Consider the following 18,175-nt stretch of genomic DNA (forward strand, 5'->3'; position numbering starts at 1 on the left):
AGAGCGATGGGACTCCTCGCTGGTTACGCCGGCGCGGCACCGCCCGCCGCCGCACCGATGACGGCTGCGCACGAGGTCAGGCGGCGGCTGATGCACCGCGATGCCGGCGAGGCCCGCTGGTTGCTCGAGGAACGCGCCCGCGGGCACGCCCTTTTTCTGTCCGGGAACACGCGGACAGGCGCGCGCCACAGCCTCGCCTTCGACGGCCGGCTGACGAACAGGGCGGAACTCCTTGCGGACCTGCGCGCGGCGGGTGTCGAGCCGGAGGGCACGGGGGATGCGGACGCCATCCTCGCGGGCTGGGAGACCTGGGACGAGGCCCTGCTGCCCCGCCTCGAAGGGGCCTTCGCCATCGCGATCCTCGATACGGCCACCGGCATCCTGACACTCGTGCGAGACCGCTTCGGCCAGTCCCCCCTCCTCGTGGCCACCATCGGCGGCAGGGACGGCGCCGTCGCCTTCGCCTCCGAGCTGCAGGCCCTGCTCGCCTGGCCCGGGCTCCGGCCCGAACCGGACCTTGCGGCCCTCTCGACGATCATCGCCTTCGGGTACTCGCCGCTGGGATGCAGCCCGCTGATGCGCGTGCGCCGCCTCCCCCCAGGCCACCTGATGGTAGTCGGCGCGGACGGCTCGGTGCGGGAGCGGCGCTGGTGGAGCATGCCTGCCACCAGTTCCGAGCCGGTGCGCCCAGCGCGAAGCCTCACCCCCCTCATCATCGCCGCCCTGAAGGAGCAGGGCCTGGACGAGGGCGCCGTGACGCCGCGCAGCGGCGAAGGAACCCCCTTGCTGCTCGCCTGTATGCCAGGGGTCCGGGAGAGCACCGCGGAAATCCCGCCGCCAGACCCGGAGCTCGTCCAGCGCCTCGTCCTGCACCAGGGCGAGCCCATCGCACCGGACGCCATCCTCCCGGCGCTGGCCGCGGGGGCGGAGGGCGGGCTGCTGCTCGCCCCCACGGGCGCGGCCGAGTTGCTGCTGGCGCATCGCCGCTACCGCCTCGTCCAGCGCGACTTGGCAAAGCTGCGGGAGGGTTCGGGCACGAAGCCGGCCGACGGGGGCTTTCACGAAGCCCCGCTCTCCGCCCGGGACCTCTGGCACGCCGCCAGCGGCGGGATGGCCGAGGGCGACCGGATGGGGCTGCTCGGCCCGGCACTCCTGCACACGCTCGTCCTCGCCGCCCCGGACCTCTACGGGACATCCCTCTGCGAGGCCGATCCGGCATTCCTCATGGCGGAGGCCGCACGCCTCGACCTCTCCATGAGGGTGCCCGCGCGCGAGCTTCCGGCACTCGACGTCGCGGCCAGCCTGACCGGCGCCACCATCCTCTGCCCCTTCCTGGAAAGCCGCCTGTCCGGCCTCCTGCTCGGCCTGCCGGATGCCGCCCGGCGCTGGCTCGTCCAGGGCCGGAGCCCCGTCGAAGCGGACCTCTCGGCCTGGAACCCGATGGCGCCCGCGCTGCGCGACTTCACCGAGGAGACCCTGCTGGGCTCCGCGTCCCGCAACCGCCACCTCTTCAGCCAGGGCTGCGTGCCCGCGCTGCTCCGCCGCCACAAGGCCCGCCAGGACCTCGATCCGGCCACCCTCTGGGCCATGCTCGGCGTGGAGCTCTGGTGCCAGGCCTTCCTCGACGGCAATGCCTGGAAAGCGGCCGCCAAGCCCGCCCAGGACGAGGTCCCCGCCGCCGTACGCGAGGCCGCGTGAGCACCGCCGCGCCCGACTTGGCCGCGCGGCTGCGCGACGGGCGCGCCTGCCTGCGCTCCGGCCACAGCGAGGCGGCGGTGGCCCTGCTGCAGGGCGTCGTGGACGCCGCGCCCGAGGCACCGGAAGCGAAGGCGCTGCTCGCCACCGCCCTCGAAGCAAGCGGCAACAAGCATCGCGCGCGCATGCTCTGGCTCGAGATCGGCCGCCAGGCCGGACCCGGTGGGGATGGACGCCATCTCTGGCGCCTCGGCCGCTACGCCGCGGAGCGCGGGGACCACGCGGAAGCGGAACGCATGCTCTCCGCCTATCTCGCGGTCTCGCCGGGCGATCTCGCCGCCGCCGAGCTGCTCCTGGAAGCGCGCCTCAGCCTCGCGGAGGGCCCGGTCTCGCGCCGCGCCGTCCTCGAGCAACATGCCGCCGACTGGCCGGAAACCGCCTTCTCCCTGACGCTCGTCGCCACCGAGGCCCATCGGGCCGGCAACACGGCGGCCGCGCGCGCCACGCTCGACCGGGCCGAGGGGATGTGGAGCAGTTCCATCGCCGCCGCGGTGCGGATCGCCGAGGCCCGCGATGCCCTCAGCCAGACCGCCGCCGCCGTCGCCATGCTGGAACGCGCCATCGCGGTCCACCCGGGCGTCGCGGCACTGTGGCGCACGCGGCTCCGCGTGGCGCAATCGGCCGGCGAGGACAAGGCGGCGCTGCTCGGCATCGCCGCCAGGATCGTCGCGCTGGAGCCGGACAAGGCAGGGCCGCGCGTCGGGCAGGCGCGCCTCATGGCCGGGTTCAAGGACTGGGCGGGCGCCGCGGATGCCTGGCGGCACGCCCTGACGCTGGACCGCACGGTGGTCGAGCACTGGCGGGGCCTGATGGTGGCGCTCGCCAACCTCGAACGGAACGCCGCGCTGGAAAAGCTCCTCGAGGAAGCGCGCGTCTACTTCCGGGGCAGGGGGGCCGAGGGGCTGGTCGACTTGGCCGTGCTCGAATCCACCTGCGGCTGGCACGACCGCGCCGCTGCCCTAGCCGCGGGGGTGATGGCCCACCCGCAGACGCGCGGCCGGGCGCGCGGGACCGCAGCCGCCGCGCTCCTCAAGGGCGGCCACTACCAGCGCGCCTGGGGCTACCTCTCCGCCGCCGTGGAGGAGGGCAATGCCGCGCCCGAAACCCTCCGCATGGCGGTGCGCTGCGCCGCGGCCCTCCGCCTCCCGGCCCCCGGCGCCGGCGTCGCGGAGTTCCCGGACACGCTGTTCGAGCGCGCGCTGCTCCATCCGCCCGAACGGCCCCTCATCGCCCCCACCCCGACCTTCATGCTCGTGACCTCGTCCCTCAGCGCCGGCGGCGCGGAAAGGCAGGTGGCGCTCTCCGCCGCCGGGGTCGCGCGGCACCTCGCCGAGCGCGGGCTGGGCCGCGCGGTCCTCGTCGGCCTGGATCTGAACCCGGAAAGGGGCCGCTCCACGATGCGCCCGGTCGCCGAGGTGCCGGAGCTGACGATCGAGGACCTCGCGAAGGTGTCGGCGCCAGCGCTGTTCCGCGACATCACCGCCGCCGAGCCCGCGGCGCGGGCGGCCCTGGAGCTCATGGCCGCGCTGCCCGCCGGCATCTCGCGCGACGTCATCAAGCTCTACGACTGCTTCCGCCGCTTCCGCCCGGAACTCGTCCATCTCTGGCAGGACGGCGTCATCACCTCCGGATCGGTGGCGGCCGTCCTGGCCGGCGTGCCGCGCATCGTCGCCTCCACGCGCAACGTCGTCGCCACCGAGACGGACCGGCGCCGCTACCGGCGCTACCTGTCCACGATGTACCTCTCCCTGGCCCGCTGCCCCGGGGCGCATTTCACGGCGAACTCCGGCGCCGGTGCCCAGGACTACGAGCGCTGGCTGGGCATGGCGCCGGGACGGATCCAGGTGATCCGCAATGGCCTCGAACTTCCGGCGGTGCGGGCACGCGCGCCCGCCGCGGCACGGCAGGCCGTTCGCGCGGAACTCGGCCTTGCGCCCGACGACCTCCTCATGGGCGGCACCTTCCGCCTCGCGCCCGCCAAGCGCCCGCATCTCTGGCTCGCCGTCGCGGAACTCGTCGCGGCCCGCGTGCCGCGAAGCCGGTTCGTGATCGTGGGCGACGGCGCGCTGCGGGCCGAGCTGGAGGCCCTTATCAAGGAGCGTGGCCTGAGCGGCCGCGTGACGCTCGCCGGGCGGCGCAGCCCCGTGGAGCCCTGGATCGGCGCGATGGACGTGATGCTCCTCGCGAGCGAAGTCGAAGGCCTGCCCAACGTTCTTCTCGAGGCGCAGGCCCTCGGCGTACCCGTCGTGACGACGAATGCGGGCGGCTCCGCCGAGGCGGTGCTGGACGGGATCACCGGCGTGCTCGTCCCCACGGACGATGCCGGGCCCCTCGCCGATGCCGTCGCGCGGGTCCTGCGGGACGAACCGATGCGCGCCCGCGCGCGGGTCGGCGCCCCAGCCTTCATCGAGCAGCGTTTCGGCATCGCCAGAATGTTGTCCGACACCCTCGATGCCTATGGCGTCAGCCATCAACCACAGGGGTTCAAACCATGAAAATAGCAATTGTCGGCGCCGGCTACGTCGGTCTCGTCACGGGAGCATGCCTGGCCGATTTCGGGCACAACGTCCGATGCGTCGATATGGACCCCGCCAAGATCGCGGCGTTACAGGCCTCACGCATCCCGATCTTCGAACCGGGACTGGAGGAGCTGGTGGCCAGGAACATGGCCGAAGGCCGCCTCGCCTTCGACACCAGCATGGCATGGGCCATCGCCGGCGCGGAGGTGGTGTTCATCGCTGTCGGCACGCCATCCCGCCGCGGCGATGGCCACGCGGACCTGAGCTACGTCTACCGGGCCGCGCAGGACGTCGCCTCGGAGCTCACCGGCTACGCCGTGATCGTCCTGAAGTCGACGGTCCCCGTGGGCACCGGTGACCAGGTGGAGCGCATCATCCAGGACCAGCGCACCGGCATGCCCTTCGCGGTGGTGTCGAACCCGGAATTCCTGCGCGAAGGCGCCGCGATCGAGGACTTCAAGCGCCCTGACCGCATCGTCATCGGCACCGAGGACGAGTTCGCGCGCGAGGTGATGATGGAAGTCTACCGCCCCCTCTGCCTCAACCAGGCCCCGATCCTGTTCACGGGCCGGCGCACCTCGGAACTCACCAAATACGCCGCGAACGCCTTCCTCGCGACCAAGATCACCTTCATCAATGAGATCGCCGATCTCTGCGAGCGCGTCGGCGGCAACGTGCAGGACGTGGCGCGGGGCATCGGCCTCGACCGCCGCATCGGCAACAAGTTCCTGCACGCCGGCCCCGGCTTCGGCGGATCCTGCTTCCCCAAGGACCTGAGCGCGCTGATCAAGACCGCCCAGGACTACGGCTCGAACTGCCGGATCGCGGAAGCGGTGGCCAGCGTGAACGACCAGCGGAAGCGAGCGATGGGCCGCAAGGTCGTGCAGGCATGCGGCGGCAGCGTGCGCAACAAGACTATCGCCCTGCTCGGCCTGACCTTCAAGCCGAACACCGACGACATGCGCGACGCTCCCTCTATCGCCATCGTGACCGCCCTGCAGGATGCCGGCGCCAGGATACGCGCCTATGATCCCGCCGGACGCGAGCAGGCGGAGGCCGTGCTGCAGGACGTCGATTATGCCGAGGGGCCCTACGAGGCGGCCCAGGGCGCCGACGCCGTCGTGATGGTCACAGAGTGGGACATGTTCCGAGCCCTCGACCTCGACCGGCTGCGGCTGAGCATGAGGGCGCCCATCCTCGTGGACCTCCGAAACATCTACACGCCGGCAGAAGCCGGCGCGCGCGGCTTCCTCTACACCGGGCTCGGCTGCCCCTCGGAGGTGACCGCGCCCAGCCTGCCGCAGGAATCGCTGCTGGCGCTGCCATGATCCGCCTGCGCTCCGCGCTGGCGCTGCTCCTCCTCGTGCCGCCGCACGCGGAGGCGCAGCCGGCCGGAGCGCGGGACTTCCTCGATCGCGCCGAAGCTCGCGCGGCCACGCTGCCGGTCCCGGCCACATGCCGGCGGCCGGTGACGGACGCCGCCGGAATCGTCCGGGAGGACCCGCTTCCGTCGCGGATCCCGGGCGAGGCCCGCGGTACCACGGGCGGGCTCGGCCACCGCCTCCTCCTCGTGCGCGACACCGCGGAGGGCGACGCATCGGCGGCCGGCACCATCCGCTGGGCGGTCGAGAAGGCCCGCCAGGATGGTGGCGGCTGGATCGCCTTCGCGCCGGAACTCGCCGGGAGAACGATAAACCTCAGCCGAGGCCTCCGCCTCCCCTCGAACACCACCATCGACGGTGGATGCGAGGGTGTCGTCCTGTACGCCCCCGCCTACCAGACAACGCTCCTCGTGCAGCACGTCCAGAACGTCCTCGTCGCCGGACTCCGCTTCACCAAGTCCGACTATTCGGAGCCCGATACGAGGATCGCGGATGCAATAGGCCTGCGCGGCCGCTTCGATCGGGTCGCCCTGCTCAACAACCACTTCTCCCGCTGCGGCGACGGATGCATCGACGTCGTGAGAAGCGAGTTGACCACCGATCCCGGCAGGGTCTCCGTCGCCTACAACCGCATCGAATCGCACAACAAGGTCATGCTGGCCGGCGTGCTCACATGCACCGCCAGGCAGTGGCTACCCGAGTGCGCCCAACCGCTCGATCACCTGGCCGGCAGGATGCGGCCCATGATCCGCGTGAGCCTCGTCGCCAACGTGTTCCTCCTGACCGGCCAGCGTCACCCGAAGGCCGACGCCGGAGCCTTCGTGCATTCTGTGAACAACCTCACGGTCCTCGCCCCCACCATATATTCCGACGGACGCAGCGGCGCGGCCTACGGCGCCGCGGCCGCGAGCGGCGGCCTGATTGCCAGCGAGGGCGACATCCTCGTCAACCCCACCGCGCAACCCCGCCTCGGCCTCGGCCCCGTCTCCGCGATGAAAAGGGCAGGGGACGTCTCGACGGAGGCCGACGGCGCAGTCGCCGCGAACACCACCATTTTGGTGGGACGCCTGCGCGTCGTCCAGCACGCCCCCGACCTCGCACTCGCCGAGCTCGCGGCGGAGACAGCCCCGATCCCCGTCATCGATCCCACCCGCGACCCGACCCAGCTTGCCGCGTGCCTGCTGCGCTTCGCCGGCCCGCAAGGCGCGGCGTCCTCCTGGCCCGATGTCTGCGCCGCGCGCTAGGGACCAAGTTCGATCGCAATCTGGATCAATCACCGCGTGATCGCACCGTGGACGAGCCATAATCTCATCCCATGAAGAGCAGCGATCGACACGGCGGTCCGGTTTCCGTCCCCCAGCGGCAACCGGGCTTCATGGAGGCACTTGCCCGCCGGGCACAGATGTCGGGTGCGCTCCTGCTGCGCGAGGCAAAGACACAGTCCGGCCGAAGCAGCATCGGCTACCTGTGGGCCCTCATCGAACCGCTGTCGCACGTCGCCGTCATGTGCGTCGTGTACTGGGCCATCAACCGCCGGGCGCCCGTCGGCCCGAGCGTCGTGCTCTTCTTCATCACGGGCGTCCTGCCGTTCTTCCTCTTCCACAAGGTCGCGCTGCAGGTCGGCGGCGCGGTGCGCGGAAGCCAGAAGGTCCTGCGCATGCCCTTCGTCTCGCCGCTCGACATGATCGTGGCGCGCGCCGTGCTGGCGGGGCTGACCTGGGTGGTGGTCATCTCCATCCTCGTCGTCCTCCTGCTGGCAATGGAGGTGATGGAACCCCCGGTCTCTCCGGAAACGGCTGTCCTTGCCGCGCTCCTGACCTTCGCGCTCGGGCTGGGCGTCGGGCTCGTCAACGCCACGGCCATGTCGCTCTGGAGTTCCTGGGTTCACATCTACGGCGTGCTAACCCGTCCGCTCTACATCTTCTCCGGGATCTTCTTCTCGGTCGACCGCATCCCGAGCAACCTTCAGTACTGGCTGTCGTGGAACCCCGTGCTCCACGCGGTGCAGTGGTTCCGCACCGGCTTCCGTTCCGACTACAGCACGCCCATCCTCGACCGGACCTATCTCATCGGCTGGGTGCTGGCTTCCCTGCTGCTGGGCCTCAGCATGCTCCGCGCGGCCCGTCCGCGGCTGGCCTACACATGATCGAGCTCCGCAACGTCTCGAAGGCCTACGGCTACGGGCCGAGCCGCCACGTCGTCTGCGACGCCCTCTCCGCTGTCTTCGACGGCAGCGCCGCCGTCGGCATCCTCGGCGCGAACGGCAGCGGGAAGTCGAGCCTGCTCCGGATGATCGGCGGCATGGAACTGCCCGACCGGGGACAGGTCATACGGTCGTGCCGGGTATCCTTCCCGCTCGGATACAGCGGTGGCTTCCACCCGACCCTCTCCGCGCGGGAGAACGTGCAGTTCATCGCCCGGCTCTACGGCGCGGATCCGGTCGAGATCACCCGCTTCGTGCGGGACTTCGCCGAGATCGGCTCCCATTTCGACCGGCCCCTGCTGACCTACTCGAACACGATGCGCGCCCGCGTGACCTTCGCGATGTCCATCGCCATCGAATTCGACGTCTACCTCATCGACGAGGTCAGCTCCGTGGGCGATGTCGGATTCAAGCGGAAATGCCTTGCCGCCCTGGCCGAAAGGCGGCGGCACGCCGGCCTGATCATGGCCTCGCAGAGCGCCGCCAACGTGCGCCGCTTCTGCGACACCGTCGTGATCCTCGATTGTGGGCAGCTCCACGCCTTCCACTCGGCCGATGAAGCCGCCGACGCCTACCAGAACCGAATTGCGGTGACCGATGCCTGATCTCCATATCCGCGAGCCCGAAGCGAAGCAGCCAAGCCTACCAGCCGCCCCACCCGGTCGTCCGGACAGACCGGTCCTAGCCGGCCTCACCTTGCCGCACTTCCCCGTCGAGCGGCGGCGAAGCCACGGCGTGCTCTGGTCCTTCCTGCTGGTCGTCGTGCTGCCGACGCTGCTGGCCTCCGTCTACTTCAACTGGATTGTCACGCCTCAATACGTCACGAAGGCGGTGGTGGCGCTCCGCATCGGCGACTCCCAGCGGGGCGGCGGGGGCGGGCCGTCGTCGCTGGTCGCCGCCCTCGGCCCCTCGACCTCGGCCGCGCCAGTGACGCAGTCATACGGGATCGTGGACTACATCCACTCCGTCCCGGCGATGGAGGACGTCCAGCGGGCCGGTCTCGATGTCCGCTCCATCCTGACGAGCACCAAGGCAGACCCGATCGTCCGCCTCCGCCCCGACTCATCGACCGAGACCCTGTTCGATGCCTGGCGGTCACACGTGAAGGCGCAGTTCGAGTTGTCGCGCGGCGTCCTCACCATCAGCACGCGCGCCTTCACCGCCACGGAATCCCTCGCCCTCGCGGAGGCCGTGCTGGCGAGCAGCGAGCGGCTTGCCAACGACATGTCGCAACGCGTCATCGCGGATTCGATGCGGCTGGCCGAGCAGCAGGTCGAAACCGCCCGCGGGCGCTTCAACGCAGCCCTGGCCGAGATGCAGAGCTTCCGCACGACATCCGGCGTGCTCGATCCGAGCAAGGCCTCCGCATCGGGCACGGCGATCGAGCTGCAGCTGCGTCAGGATCTCGCGGTGGCGGACGCCCAGGCCGAAGCCCTCCGCGCGGGATCCGGCCCGGGCAGCCCGATGTACGCCGCCGCGGCGGCGCGCGCCCGCGCCCTGCGCGCGCAACTGGCCGATGCGGGCAGCCAGTCCAGCCGAAGCGCCGGCGACAGGAGCAGCAGCTCCTGGGCCGAGATCCTCTCGCAGAACGAGGCGCTCACAGCGGCACTCCGGATCGCCGAGCAGTACTTCACCCAGGCCCTGGGGCTGGCCCAATCCTCCCAGATGGAGGCGGCACGCCAGCGGAGCTATGTAGTGACCTATGTCCGGCCGGTGCTCGCAAGCGAGGCGAGCTACCCCAACGCCACCCTCTCGATCCTCATGGTGGCCGGCAGCGCCCTGATCGCCTGGGCGATGGCCACCTTGCTCTACCACGCAATCCTCGATCGGACGTGACAGCCATGCACCTCAATCCCAAGCGCTTCTTCGTGACGGGAACGGCGGGGTTCATCGGGTTCCATCTCGCCCGCCGCCTCCTGCAGGACGGACATTTCGTGGCCGGCTTCGACGGCATGACAGACTACTACGACGTGTCCCTCAAGCAGCGCCGCCACGCCTTGCTGCACGAGTTTCCGCGCTTCACCTCCTGCGAGGCGATGCTCGAGAACGAGGCCGCCCTGGAGGAGATGCTCGACGCCGCGAAGCCGGACGTCATGATCCATCTCGCCGCCCAGGCCGGCGTGCGCTACAGCCTCGAGAACCCCCGCGCCTACATCAACGCCAACCTCGTCGGCACCTTCAACGTGCTGGAGCAGGCCAGGGAGCGCGGCGTCGGCCACCTGCTGATGGCGTCCACCTCCTCCGTCTACGGCGCGAACACCGAGCTGCCCTTCGCCGAGCACCACCGCACGGCCCATCCCCTGACGCTCTACGCCGCGACGAAGGAGGCGACGGAGGGAATGGCCCATTCCTACTCGCACCTCTGGAGCATCCCGACGACGGTCTTCCGCTTCTTCACGGTCTATGGCCCCTGGGGACGTCCCGACATGGCCCTGTTCAAGTTCACCGACGCCGCAATCGCGGGCAAGCCGCTGGACGTCTTCAACTACGGCCGCATGCAGCGCGACTTCACCTATGTGGACGACCTCGTCGAAGCGGTCGTCCGCCTCGCTGGACTGCCGCCACGGGTGGAGGCGGACACGCCCGCCTGCCAGAGCAAGTCCGCGCCCTTTCGCATCGTCAACATCGGCAACAACCAGCCGGTGGAGCTGATCGACCTCATCGAAGCGGTCGAGGAGGCGACCGGATGCGACACGGTGCGGAACTATCTGCCGATGCAGGCAGGGGATGTTCCCCGGACATGGGCCGACACCTCGGCGCTGGCGGAGCTGACGGGCTTTGTGCCCAACACGCCCGTCCGGAAGGGAGTGGCAGCCTTCGTGGACTGGTACCGCGACCATTACGGCGTCTGACGCGTCATGGACGGCAGCGATAGCTCCCTGTTGGATCTCGACTATGCGGGGGCCGATGAAGCCGATCCGGTGAGCGCCGCGGTCGCTCGTGGCATGGGATCCCAGCTTGCTCCATCGAGCACCGTCAGCATGGCGGAGTCCTGGGTGTCCCGGCCCGACGCATCGGCGGCGCTGGACGACGTCCTCCGGCTGATAGCGCGCTACCCGACGACGGAGCGGCTCCAGATCCTGGCGCTGCGCCTGCTGGAGCGACTGCGGGAGCGGCAGGACACGATCGGCCCCTGGCGTGCGCTGCTGCAACGCTTCCAGCGAAATCACGACGCGATGCTGGTGACGCTGCGCTGGACCCTGAGGAACGACGGCCCCGGGCTTGCCGCCGTCGAACTCGCACGGCACTTTCCTGAACCGCCCACGCTGCCCGCTGACACCCTCCTCCTGGCGCGCGCCCTGGAGGAGATCGGGGAGGCCCGCCTCGCGGATGCCGCCTTCGACCGCCTCGTCCGCTCGCATCCGGCATACGAGATGGGCTGGCTGATACGGGCGCAGGTGGAGGAGCGGCGCGGGCGGCCCTGGGCCGCCCGCGATGTCATCGACCAGGGCGCGGAACGGCTCGGACCAAGGCCGCGGCTCCTGGCCGCCTCGGCACGCATCGCATCCGACCTGGCGGTGCTGGACCGCGTCGTGCAGCACGAGGGGAACGGCCACGCCGGCAGCGCCGTCCTTGCCTCCCTCATCCGGCGCGCCGCGGAAGGCCGGGAGGCACCGCCTTCCTTCCAGGATTCGGTGGGTGACGTGGTGATGGTGGGTGCGTCCCTGGGCGCGGGCGGGGCGGAGCGCCAGATGGTCACCTCCGCCGTCGGCCTGCACGGGGCACATCTGGAGCGGAGGCGGATTGGCGGGCACAATTTGGGCCAGGTCCGCGTGATCTGCCGTTCCACGGAAGCCCGGCCGGGCGGGGCCTTCTTCCTGCCCGTTCTGGAACGGCACGGCGTCGGGCTGTGGTCCTACGCCGTCATGCCCGAGCACCATCTCTCCGGCGAGCTGACGGATCTTCACCGCTTCCTCTCGCCCCGCGTCGCCGAGGCAACGGCACGGCTGACGCACGCGCTCCAAGCGATGGCGCCGTCCGTCGTCCACCTCTGGCAGGACGGAACCATCCTCGCCTGCTCGCTGGCCGCCCTTCTCGCCGGCGTTCCGCGCATCGTGCTGTCCGTGCGAACCGCGCCGCCACCGGACCGGCCGGGGCGCGACAGTCCCGAATACGCGTCGCTCTATCCCCTGCTCGCATCCATCCCCGGCGTGACCTGGACCTCCAACTCACGCTTCGCGGCTGCCCGCTACGCGCAGTACATCGGCATGGACCCGGACAGCATCCGGGTGGTGCCGAACGGTATCGCGCCGCTCTCCCCGAAGGGAAGCTCCGCGGCACGAGCGCTGATGGCCGCCTTCGACGCGGCCTGCCCTCCCGGCCTGACCATCGGAGCCGTCATGCGCTTCGACGAGAACAAGCGGCCCCTGGAGTTCATCGATTTCGCGGCCACGCTCCTCGCCAGGCGCCCCGACGCGAGATTCATCCTCATCGGCGACGGCCCGCTGCGCGCTTCGGCGGAGGCAAGGGCAGCGTGCCTCGGCGGCCGGATCCTGTTCACCGGACGGTGCACGGAGGTCGGCTACTGGCTGTCCCAGATGGATTGCCTGGTGCTCCTCTCTCGCTTCGAGGGAATGCCGAACGTCGTGCTGGAGGCCCAGCTAGCCGGCGTCCCCGCCGTCGCAACACCGGCGGGCGGCACCTCGGAAGCGATCCTCCACGGCGAGACAGGCTTCCTTCTGGAGAGCGCCGAGACGCTGCGGTCCGAGGAGATCACCGAACGGGTGCTCCAGGTAATGGAGGCGGGCGGCCGCGCCGGCCCGATGTCTCAGGCCGCGAGGCGCTTCGTCACGGACCATTTTTCGGTCGATCGGATGCTGGAAGGGACGGTGGAAAGCTATGCCCGGTAGAAGATTCGTCAGGCTGGTACTCTGCCTGGGACTTATCATGTCGCTGGCGGCCTGCGGACTCACCGCGCGTAGCGGACCGACCTATTCGGCCATTCTCTCACCCCCGCCGAACGAAAGAGTCTACGACGTCATCGAGATCTCGGCATCCACGATCCGCCCCTATACCTTCGGCGCGCGCTCCCGCAGCGACGCCACCGGAGCGAGCGCGCGGCCGGACCAGTTCGGCATAGCGCCCGGCGACGTCCTCAACATCGTGATCTTCGAGCGCAGCGACGGTGGCCTCTTCGCCCCCGCTTCCACAGGCGGCAGCAACTTCCCGGGGGTTCGGGTGGACGAGGGCGGCGCGGTGACGCTTCCCTATGCCGGGCGGGTCCAGGTTGCCCGGCTCACCCTTGCCCAGGCAGCGGCGCGGATCACCGGCGCCCTGACGGGAACGGCCGTCGATCCGCGCGTTCATGTGCAGCTCGCCAGCAGCGCCCATCACTCCGTGCTGGTATCGGGCGAGGTGCGGACACCCGGCCGCGTGACGCTGCTGGACGGCCCCTTGACAGTTCTGGACGCGGTGGCGCGTGCCGGCGGCCCCACGCAGCCCGCGCAGGCACTGGATGCCGTCATCTATAGCCAGCAAGCATCCCCCCGCCGCTTGCCTTATCTCGAACTCCTGTCACAGCCCTCCCTTCGCCTTGCTGCCGGAGACCAGGTGATCCTGGAGCCGAACGAGAAGCGCTTGCTGGTCATGGGCTCGGTGCTGCGGCCAGGACTGCAGACGATGACCTTCTCCCGCATGAGCATGCTGGACGCGCTTGGCACGGCCGGCGGGCTGAACGACAGCAGGGCGGATCCCGCCGGCGTCTTCGTCTTCCGCCCCACTGGCGGGACGGCGGCGCAGCCGACCGTGTTCCACCTTGATATGTCACGTGGCGAATCCATGCTGCTGGCCCATAGCTTTGCCGTGCTCCCGAACGACATCCTCTACGTCAGCAACGCACCCGTCTGGGAGGCGCAGAAGGTTGTCGCCCCCTTCATCCACCTCCTCTCCCTGTCTACGTCCGCCGCTTCCATCGGTGGGTTGTAGCGCCCGGCACCACTTCCCGTCGTTTCCGATCTGGACCGGAAGCGACGGAGCCCGGCACAGGTACATTGAACCACCGGCGCCGCGAGCCGTCCCAGGCGTAGCCCGCGCTGCGCGACCGCATTCCTTTTGAGGGGCATTTCTGGAGCGGATTGCGATGTCCGGATGTCTCCTGAGCTGCGACGATGCGTGAATATTCGAGCACGACGGCCGTGCAGCGAGCATGCCCGGCATTCAGAACCTCTCGGCCTGTCGTGCGGATGTCTGTTCACCACGGCGAGCCTAGCGGGGAGCGAAGATGCTGGTCGGGAGCATTCACGGCTGATGCCCGGCCGGGCTGAGCACGGCCTGCAGGCCTGTTCGCAAGCGGCTTCTGCCCTGAAGGCGGACGCCGCGGATCAACACTTCTCGCCGCAGCCACATCCGGCGCCAGGGATACGGAAATGAGCACCATCTACGTTTCAGCCGCCGCGGCGAACGGCATTCCCGCAGGCAGCGATACGACCGGAAATGGCTCGCGGGAACGCCCCTGGGCGACGATCGACAAGGCAAACGCCGCAGCGGCCGATGGAGACACCGTCTACCTGAACGACGGCGTCTACTCCCCGGCGAAGACGCTGGTTATCTCGAATTCTGTCGCCTGGCTGCCGGTCACGGACTACGGCGCCACCATCCGCGGCGTGACGGGCCAGTCACGGGTGATCGGGATTTCCGAGGACAACGGCGGCACGGTCACCTTCGGCAAGATCATCATCGACGGGATCAACGCGAACGCCGCCCTCATCACGGTCAACGACCAGCCAACCGCGTACACCCTCCACCTCGACGGCACGAAGCTCGTCAACCCCGTCAGCTACGGCATTCAAGGGGTCAGCACGGGCACCCACGCGCACTTCAACCTGGAAAACGTGCAGTTCTCCGGCTCCACCGCCCTCTCGATGATCAACGTGCAGGCCCTGGTGGAAGGCTCCGTCTCCATCACGGGCGGAACGGTGAACCTTCCGGGCGTCGCGCGCTCCGGCTTCGGCGGCATCGCCACCATCAACGCCGACGGCCACGACGTCCCGGTCGTGATCTCCGGCGTGACGGCCAACCTGAACGCCGCGGGCGCCGCAGGGATCTACTACGGCATCCGCCTGACCGACGTGGCGCATCCGCTGATCGAGCACAACGACATCACGCAGACCGGCACCACAAGCGACCAGATCGGCACGACGATCCTTGTCACTGTCGATCCGACCACCCCCTACGACGCCTCGAACGGGGTGATCCGATACAACACGCTCCGCAACTTCATCGACGGCGACGCGAGCAAGATCATTCTTGTCGGTGCCGACTCAGACCCGGGCGCCACCGCGCGCAACCACGTCAATAACTACCAGATCTATGGGAATACCGGCATCGGCGATACCGGCTCAGAAGGGTCGAAGCTGCACGGCATCCTCGTCGGCTGGCAGAACGGCGCCCAGGTCTACGACAACAGCATGGACTACACGGATCTCGCCTACGTCCTGAAAGGCATGTCGGGCGAGACCCTCGTCTTCGACAACACCGATACGCATACCTCCGGCAAAAGCCTCTACCAGAAGGGCGGAACCGGCGTTCAGTTCCTCTACAACACAAGCTACCAGGACGGCGGATACAACCCTGATATCATCAATATCGGCGACATGTCCGACAGCGCCTACAACGCCAGCAACGCCACGATCATCGGCAACACGGTGGCCTTTACCGGCACCCCCGACTCCTTCCTCGCCGTCAGCGCGGGCTCGAGCACGACGAGCATCGCCGGCAACAACTATTACGCGGCCGACGGGAACGCCAGCTCGGCCTGGCTCTACAAGGGCACGAGCTACAAGACGATCGACGCCTGGAAGGCAGCTTTTGAGAGCAGCGCGACCTATGGCCCCGGGGCGACCATCGGCCAGGGCGCCATCCTCGGCGCCGTCAGCGTGTCCGGCCAGGAGCTGAAGCTGATCGGCATGGTGAACGGGGTGCAGACCTACTACATCAACTTCGTCACCGGCACGGCCGCCCAGGCCACCTTCGCGATCGGAAACCTCGGCGCCGAGGGCGCCGCCACCATCTCGGGCATCGTGGATGCCGACCTGACCGGCGACGGCAGTGCCAGCCTCAGCGGAACGGGCCTCTTCGACCGGAGCTACGGCCCGCTCGCGGGCGGCGACCTCCTGACCTTCAGCGTATCCTACGATGGGCTCAGCGCACTCGGCGGCGAGGCACTCCACGTCTACGGCAACTACACCAACACCCGCCCCATCAGCATCATCTTCGGCGGCGCCATCCCGGTTGCGCCCTCCACCGGCAACGACACCATCACCGGCACCGACCAGGACAACACCATCTACGCGCTCGCCGGCAACGATACCGTCGATGGCCAGGAGGGGAACGACACCGTCTGGGCCGGTACTGGCGACGACAGGATCATCGGCGGCGCCGGTGACGACTGGATCTCCGGCGAGGGCGGGACGGACACCGCCGTTTTCTCCGCCGCGCGCGAGGACGTCACGATCTCCCGCGGCTCAGGCGGATCGATCATCGTCAGTTCGGCCGAAGGCACGGATACGCTCATCGACGTCGAGTTCCTCAGCTTCGCCGGAACGACCTTCGCGGCGGCCGAACTCACCGCAAGCCGCCTTGCCCTCTCCGGTACCCTGAGCCAGGCGGAAGGAAACAGCGGCAGCACCGCCTTCACCTACACCGTCACCCGCACGGGCGACCTCAGCGGCACCAGCAGCGCCTCCTGGGCCGTCGCCGGCAGCGGCAGCAACCCGGCCAACGCCGCGGACTTCGGCGGCACCCTGCCGAGCGGCACCGTCGCCTTCGCCGCCGGCGAAGCCAGCAAGACCATCACCGTCAGCGTCGCAGGCGACCTGCTCGCGGAGACGGACGAGACCTTCACCCTCACGCTCGCCTCGCCCTCGGCCGGCACCACCATCGGCACCGCCACGGCCACGGGAACCATCCAGAACGACGACGCGGCCCTGCCCAGTCCCAGCCTCGCCCTCTCCGGCGCCCTGAGCCAGGCGGAAGGAAACAGCGGCAGCACCGCCTTCACCTACACCGTCACCCGCACGGGCGACCTCAGCGGCACCAGCAGCGCCTCCTGGGCCGTCGCCGGCAGCGGCAGCAACCCGGCCAACGCCGCGGACTTCGGCGGCACCCTGCCGAGCGGCACCGTCGCCTTCGCCGCCGGCGAAGCCAGCAAGACCATCACCGTCAGCGTCGCAGGCGACCTGCTCGCGGAGACGGACGAGACCTTCACCCTCACGCTCGCCTCGCCCTCGGCCGGCACCACCATCGGCACCGCCACGGCCACGGGAACCATCCAGAACGACGATGGCGCGCCCGTCAGCACGGCGCCCACGGCCGGTGACGACAACCTCACCGGCACCGTCCTGGCCGACCGGATCGATGGCCTGGCCGGCAACGACATCATCGACGGCGGCGCGAGCGGCGACACCCTCTACGGCGGCGCCGGCAACGATACGCTGATCGGCGGGGCAGGGAACGACACCCTCTACGGCGGCATCGGCGACGACACCTTCTACGCCGACAGCACCAGCGACGTGATCACCGAGAAGACCGGGGAGGGCACGGACCTTGTGTATTTCTCAGGCACCGGCAAGTTCACCCTCAAGTCCAATGTGGAAAACCTCGAACTGACGGGCACGGCCGACAGCTCCGGCACCGGGAACGCCGCCGACAACCGGATCACCGGTAACGCCGGCATCAACACGCTCGTCGGCGGGGACGGAAACGACATCATCCTCGGTATGGGCGGAGACGACGTCATCGAGGGCGGCGCCGGGCGCGACCTGCTGACAGGCGGGGCGGGGGCCGACAAGTTCCTTTTCCGCACGGCCGCCGAAATCGGCGGCGGCGCAACGGGCCTGCCCTCAGACGTCATCTCGGACTGGACGGCCGGCGACAAGATCGACGTCTCCAAGATCGACGCCATCGCCGCGACGAGCACTAACGACAAGTTCGTCTTCATTGGAACGGCCGCCTTCACGGGCGCGGGACAACTCCGCGCCGTCCAGAACGCGGCGACCGGCGAAACCTATGTCGAAGGGAACGCCAACGGGGACCTCGCCGCCGACTTCTCCCTCGTCCTCACCGGCCTACACACGATCGTCGCCACGGACATCGTCCTCTGACGCGCCGCGCCGGCGAAACCTCCGCCGGCACGCCGGTCGGCGCATCCCGGGGGAGGGGAGGCAGGCGCCGCGCCCGTGAGGACGCCGATGTGCTGAAGCGGGGAGGGGGCCTGCGGCAAGGCTCGCCTCCCCCCGAGCAGCGCCGGCGCCCGGGCCAGGAGCGAAGGAGAGCGGGCGCAACGGAAGACCCGCCCAGGCCTCGGGCCGCATGGCCGC

The 18,175-nt window shown here is 69.7% G+C and carries 11 protein-coding genes; all 11 read left to right on the plus strand.

What is annotated here, in order from left to right:
* Nucleotides 1-6: 6 nt before the first annotated feature.
* Nucleotides 7-1,698 carry a hypothetical protein gene (locus tag D9599_RS07320; protein ID WP_198380560.1) on the plus strand — a complete coding sequence of 564 codons (1,692 nt, stop codon included), beginning with the start codon at nucleotides 7-9 and terminating at the stop codon, nucleotides 1,696-1,698.
* On the plus strand, nucleotides 1,695-4,250 hold the full coding sequence (locus D9599_RS32230) for a glycosyltransferase (RefSeq protein ID WP_198380561.1): 2,556 nt from the start codon (nucleotides 1,695-1,697) through the stop codon (nucleotides 4,248-4,250). The genes D9599_RS07320 and D9599_RS32230 overlap by 4 nt, the downstream gene beginning before the upstream one ends.
* The gene (locus D9599_RS07330; protein ID WP_198380562.1) at nucleotides 4,247-5,602 is read left to right on the plus strand and encodes a UDP-glucose/GDP-mannose dehydrogenase family protein; all 1,356 of its coding nucleotides are present in this window, start codon (nucleotides 4,247-4,249) and stop codon (nucleotides 5,600-5,602) included. Before D9599_RS32230 ends, D9599_RS07330 begins: the two co-directional genes overlap by 4 nt.
* A complete protein-coding gene (locus D9599_RS07335; RefSeq protein ID WP_198380563.1) occupies nucleotides 5,599-6,900 on the plus strand; it encodes a hypothetical protein in 1,302 nt (433 codons plus the stop codon). The genes D9599_RS07330 and D9599_RS07335 overlap by 4 nt, the downstream gene beginning before the upstream one ends.
* Nucleotides 6,901-6,971: 71 nt before the next feature.
* Nucleotides 6,972-7,802 carry an ABC transporter permease gene (locus D9599_RS07340; protein ID WP_198380564.1) on the plus strand — a complete coding sequence of 277 codons (831 nt, stop codon included), beginning with the start codon at nucleotides 6,972-6,974 and terminating at the stop codon, nucleotides 7,800-7,802.
* On the plus strand, nucleotides 7,799-8,464 hold the full coding sequence (locus tag D9599_RS07345; protein WP_198380565.1) for an ABC transporter ATP-binding protein: 666 nt from the start codon (nucleotides 7,799-7,801) through the stop codon (nucleotides 8,462-8,464). The genes D9599_RS07340 and D9599_RS07345 overlap by 4 nt, the downstream gene beginning before the upstream one ends.
* A gap of 91 nt (nucleotides 8,465-8,555) precedes the next feature.
* On the plus strand, nucleotides 8,556-9,695 hold the full coding sequence (locus tag D9599_RS07350) for a hypothetical protein (protein ID WP_198380566.1): 1,140 nt from the start codon (nucleotides 8,556-8,558) through the stop codon (nucleotides 9,693-9,695).
* A gap of 5 nt (nucleotides 9,696-9,700) precedes the next feature.
* The gene (locus tag D9599_RS07355) at nucleotides 9,701-10,711 is read left to right on the plus strand and encodes an NAD-dependent epimerase/dehydratase family protein (RefSeq protein WP_198380567.1); all 1,011 of its coding nucleotides are present in this window, start codon (nucleotides 9,701-9,703) and stop codon (nucleotides 10,709-10,711) included.
* 6 nt (nucleotides 10,712-10,717) lie between these two features.
* Complete coding sequence (locus D9599_RS07360; protein WP_198380568.1) at nucleotides 10,718-12,709, plus strand: glycosyltransferase; 1,992 nt, start codon at nucleotides 10,718-10,720, stop codon at nucleotides 12,707-12,709.
* A 37-nt stretch (nucleotides 12,710-12,746) separates the two neighbouring features.
* Nucleotides 12,747-13,784, plus strand: a complete 1,038-nt coding sequence (locus D9599_RS07365) for a polysaccharide biosynthesis/export family protein (protein WP_198380569.1) — start codon at nucleotides 12,747-12,749, stop codon at nucleotides 13,782-13,784.
* 440 nt (nucleotides 13,785-14,224) lie between these two features.
* The gene (locus D9599_RS07370; RefSeq protein WP_198380570.1) at nucleotides 14,225-17,959 is read left to right on the plus strand and encodes an S-layer family protein; all 3,735 of its coding nucleotides are present in this window, start codon (nucleotides 14,225-14,227) and stop codon (nucleotides 17,957-17,959) included.
* Nucleotides 17,960-18,175 lie beyond the last annotated feature (216 nt).

This window comes from Roseomonas sp. KE2513 (assembly GCF_016107305.1).
GTDB lineage: Bacteria > Pseudomonadota > Alphaproteobacteria > Acetobacterales > Acetobacteraceae > Roseomonas.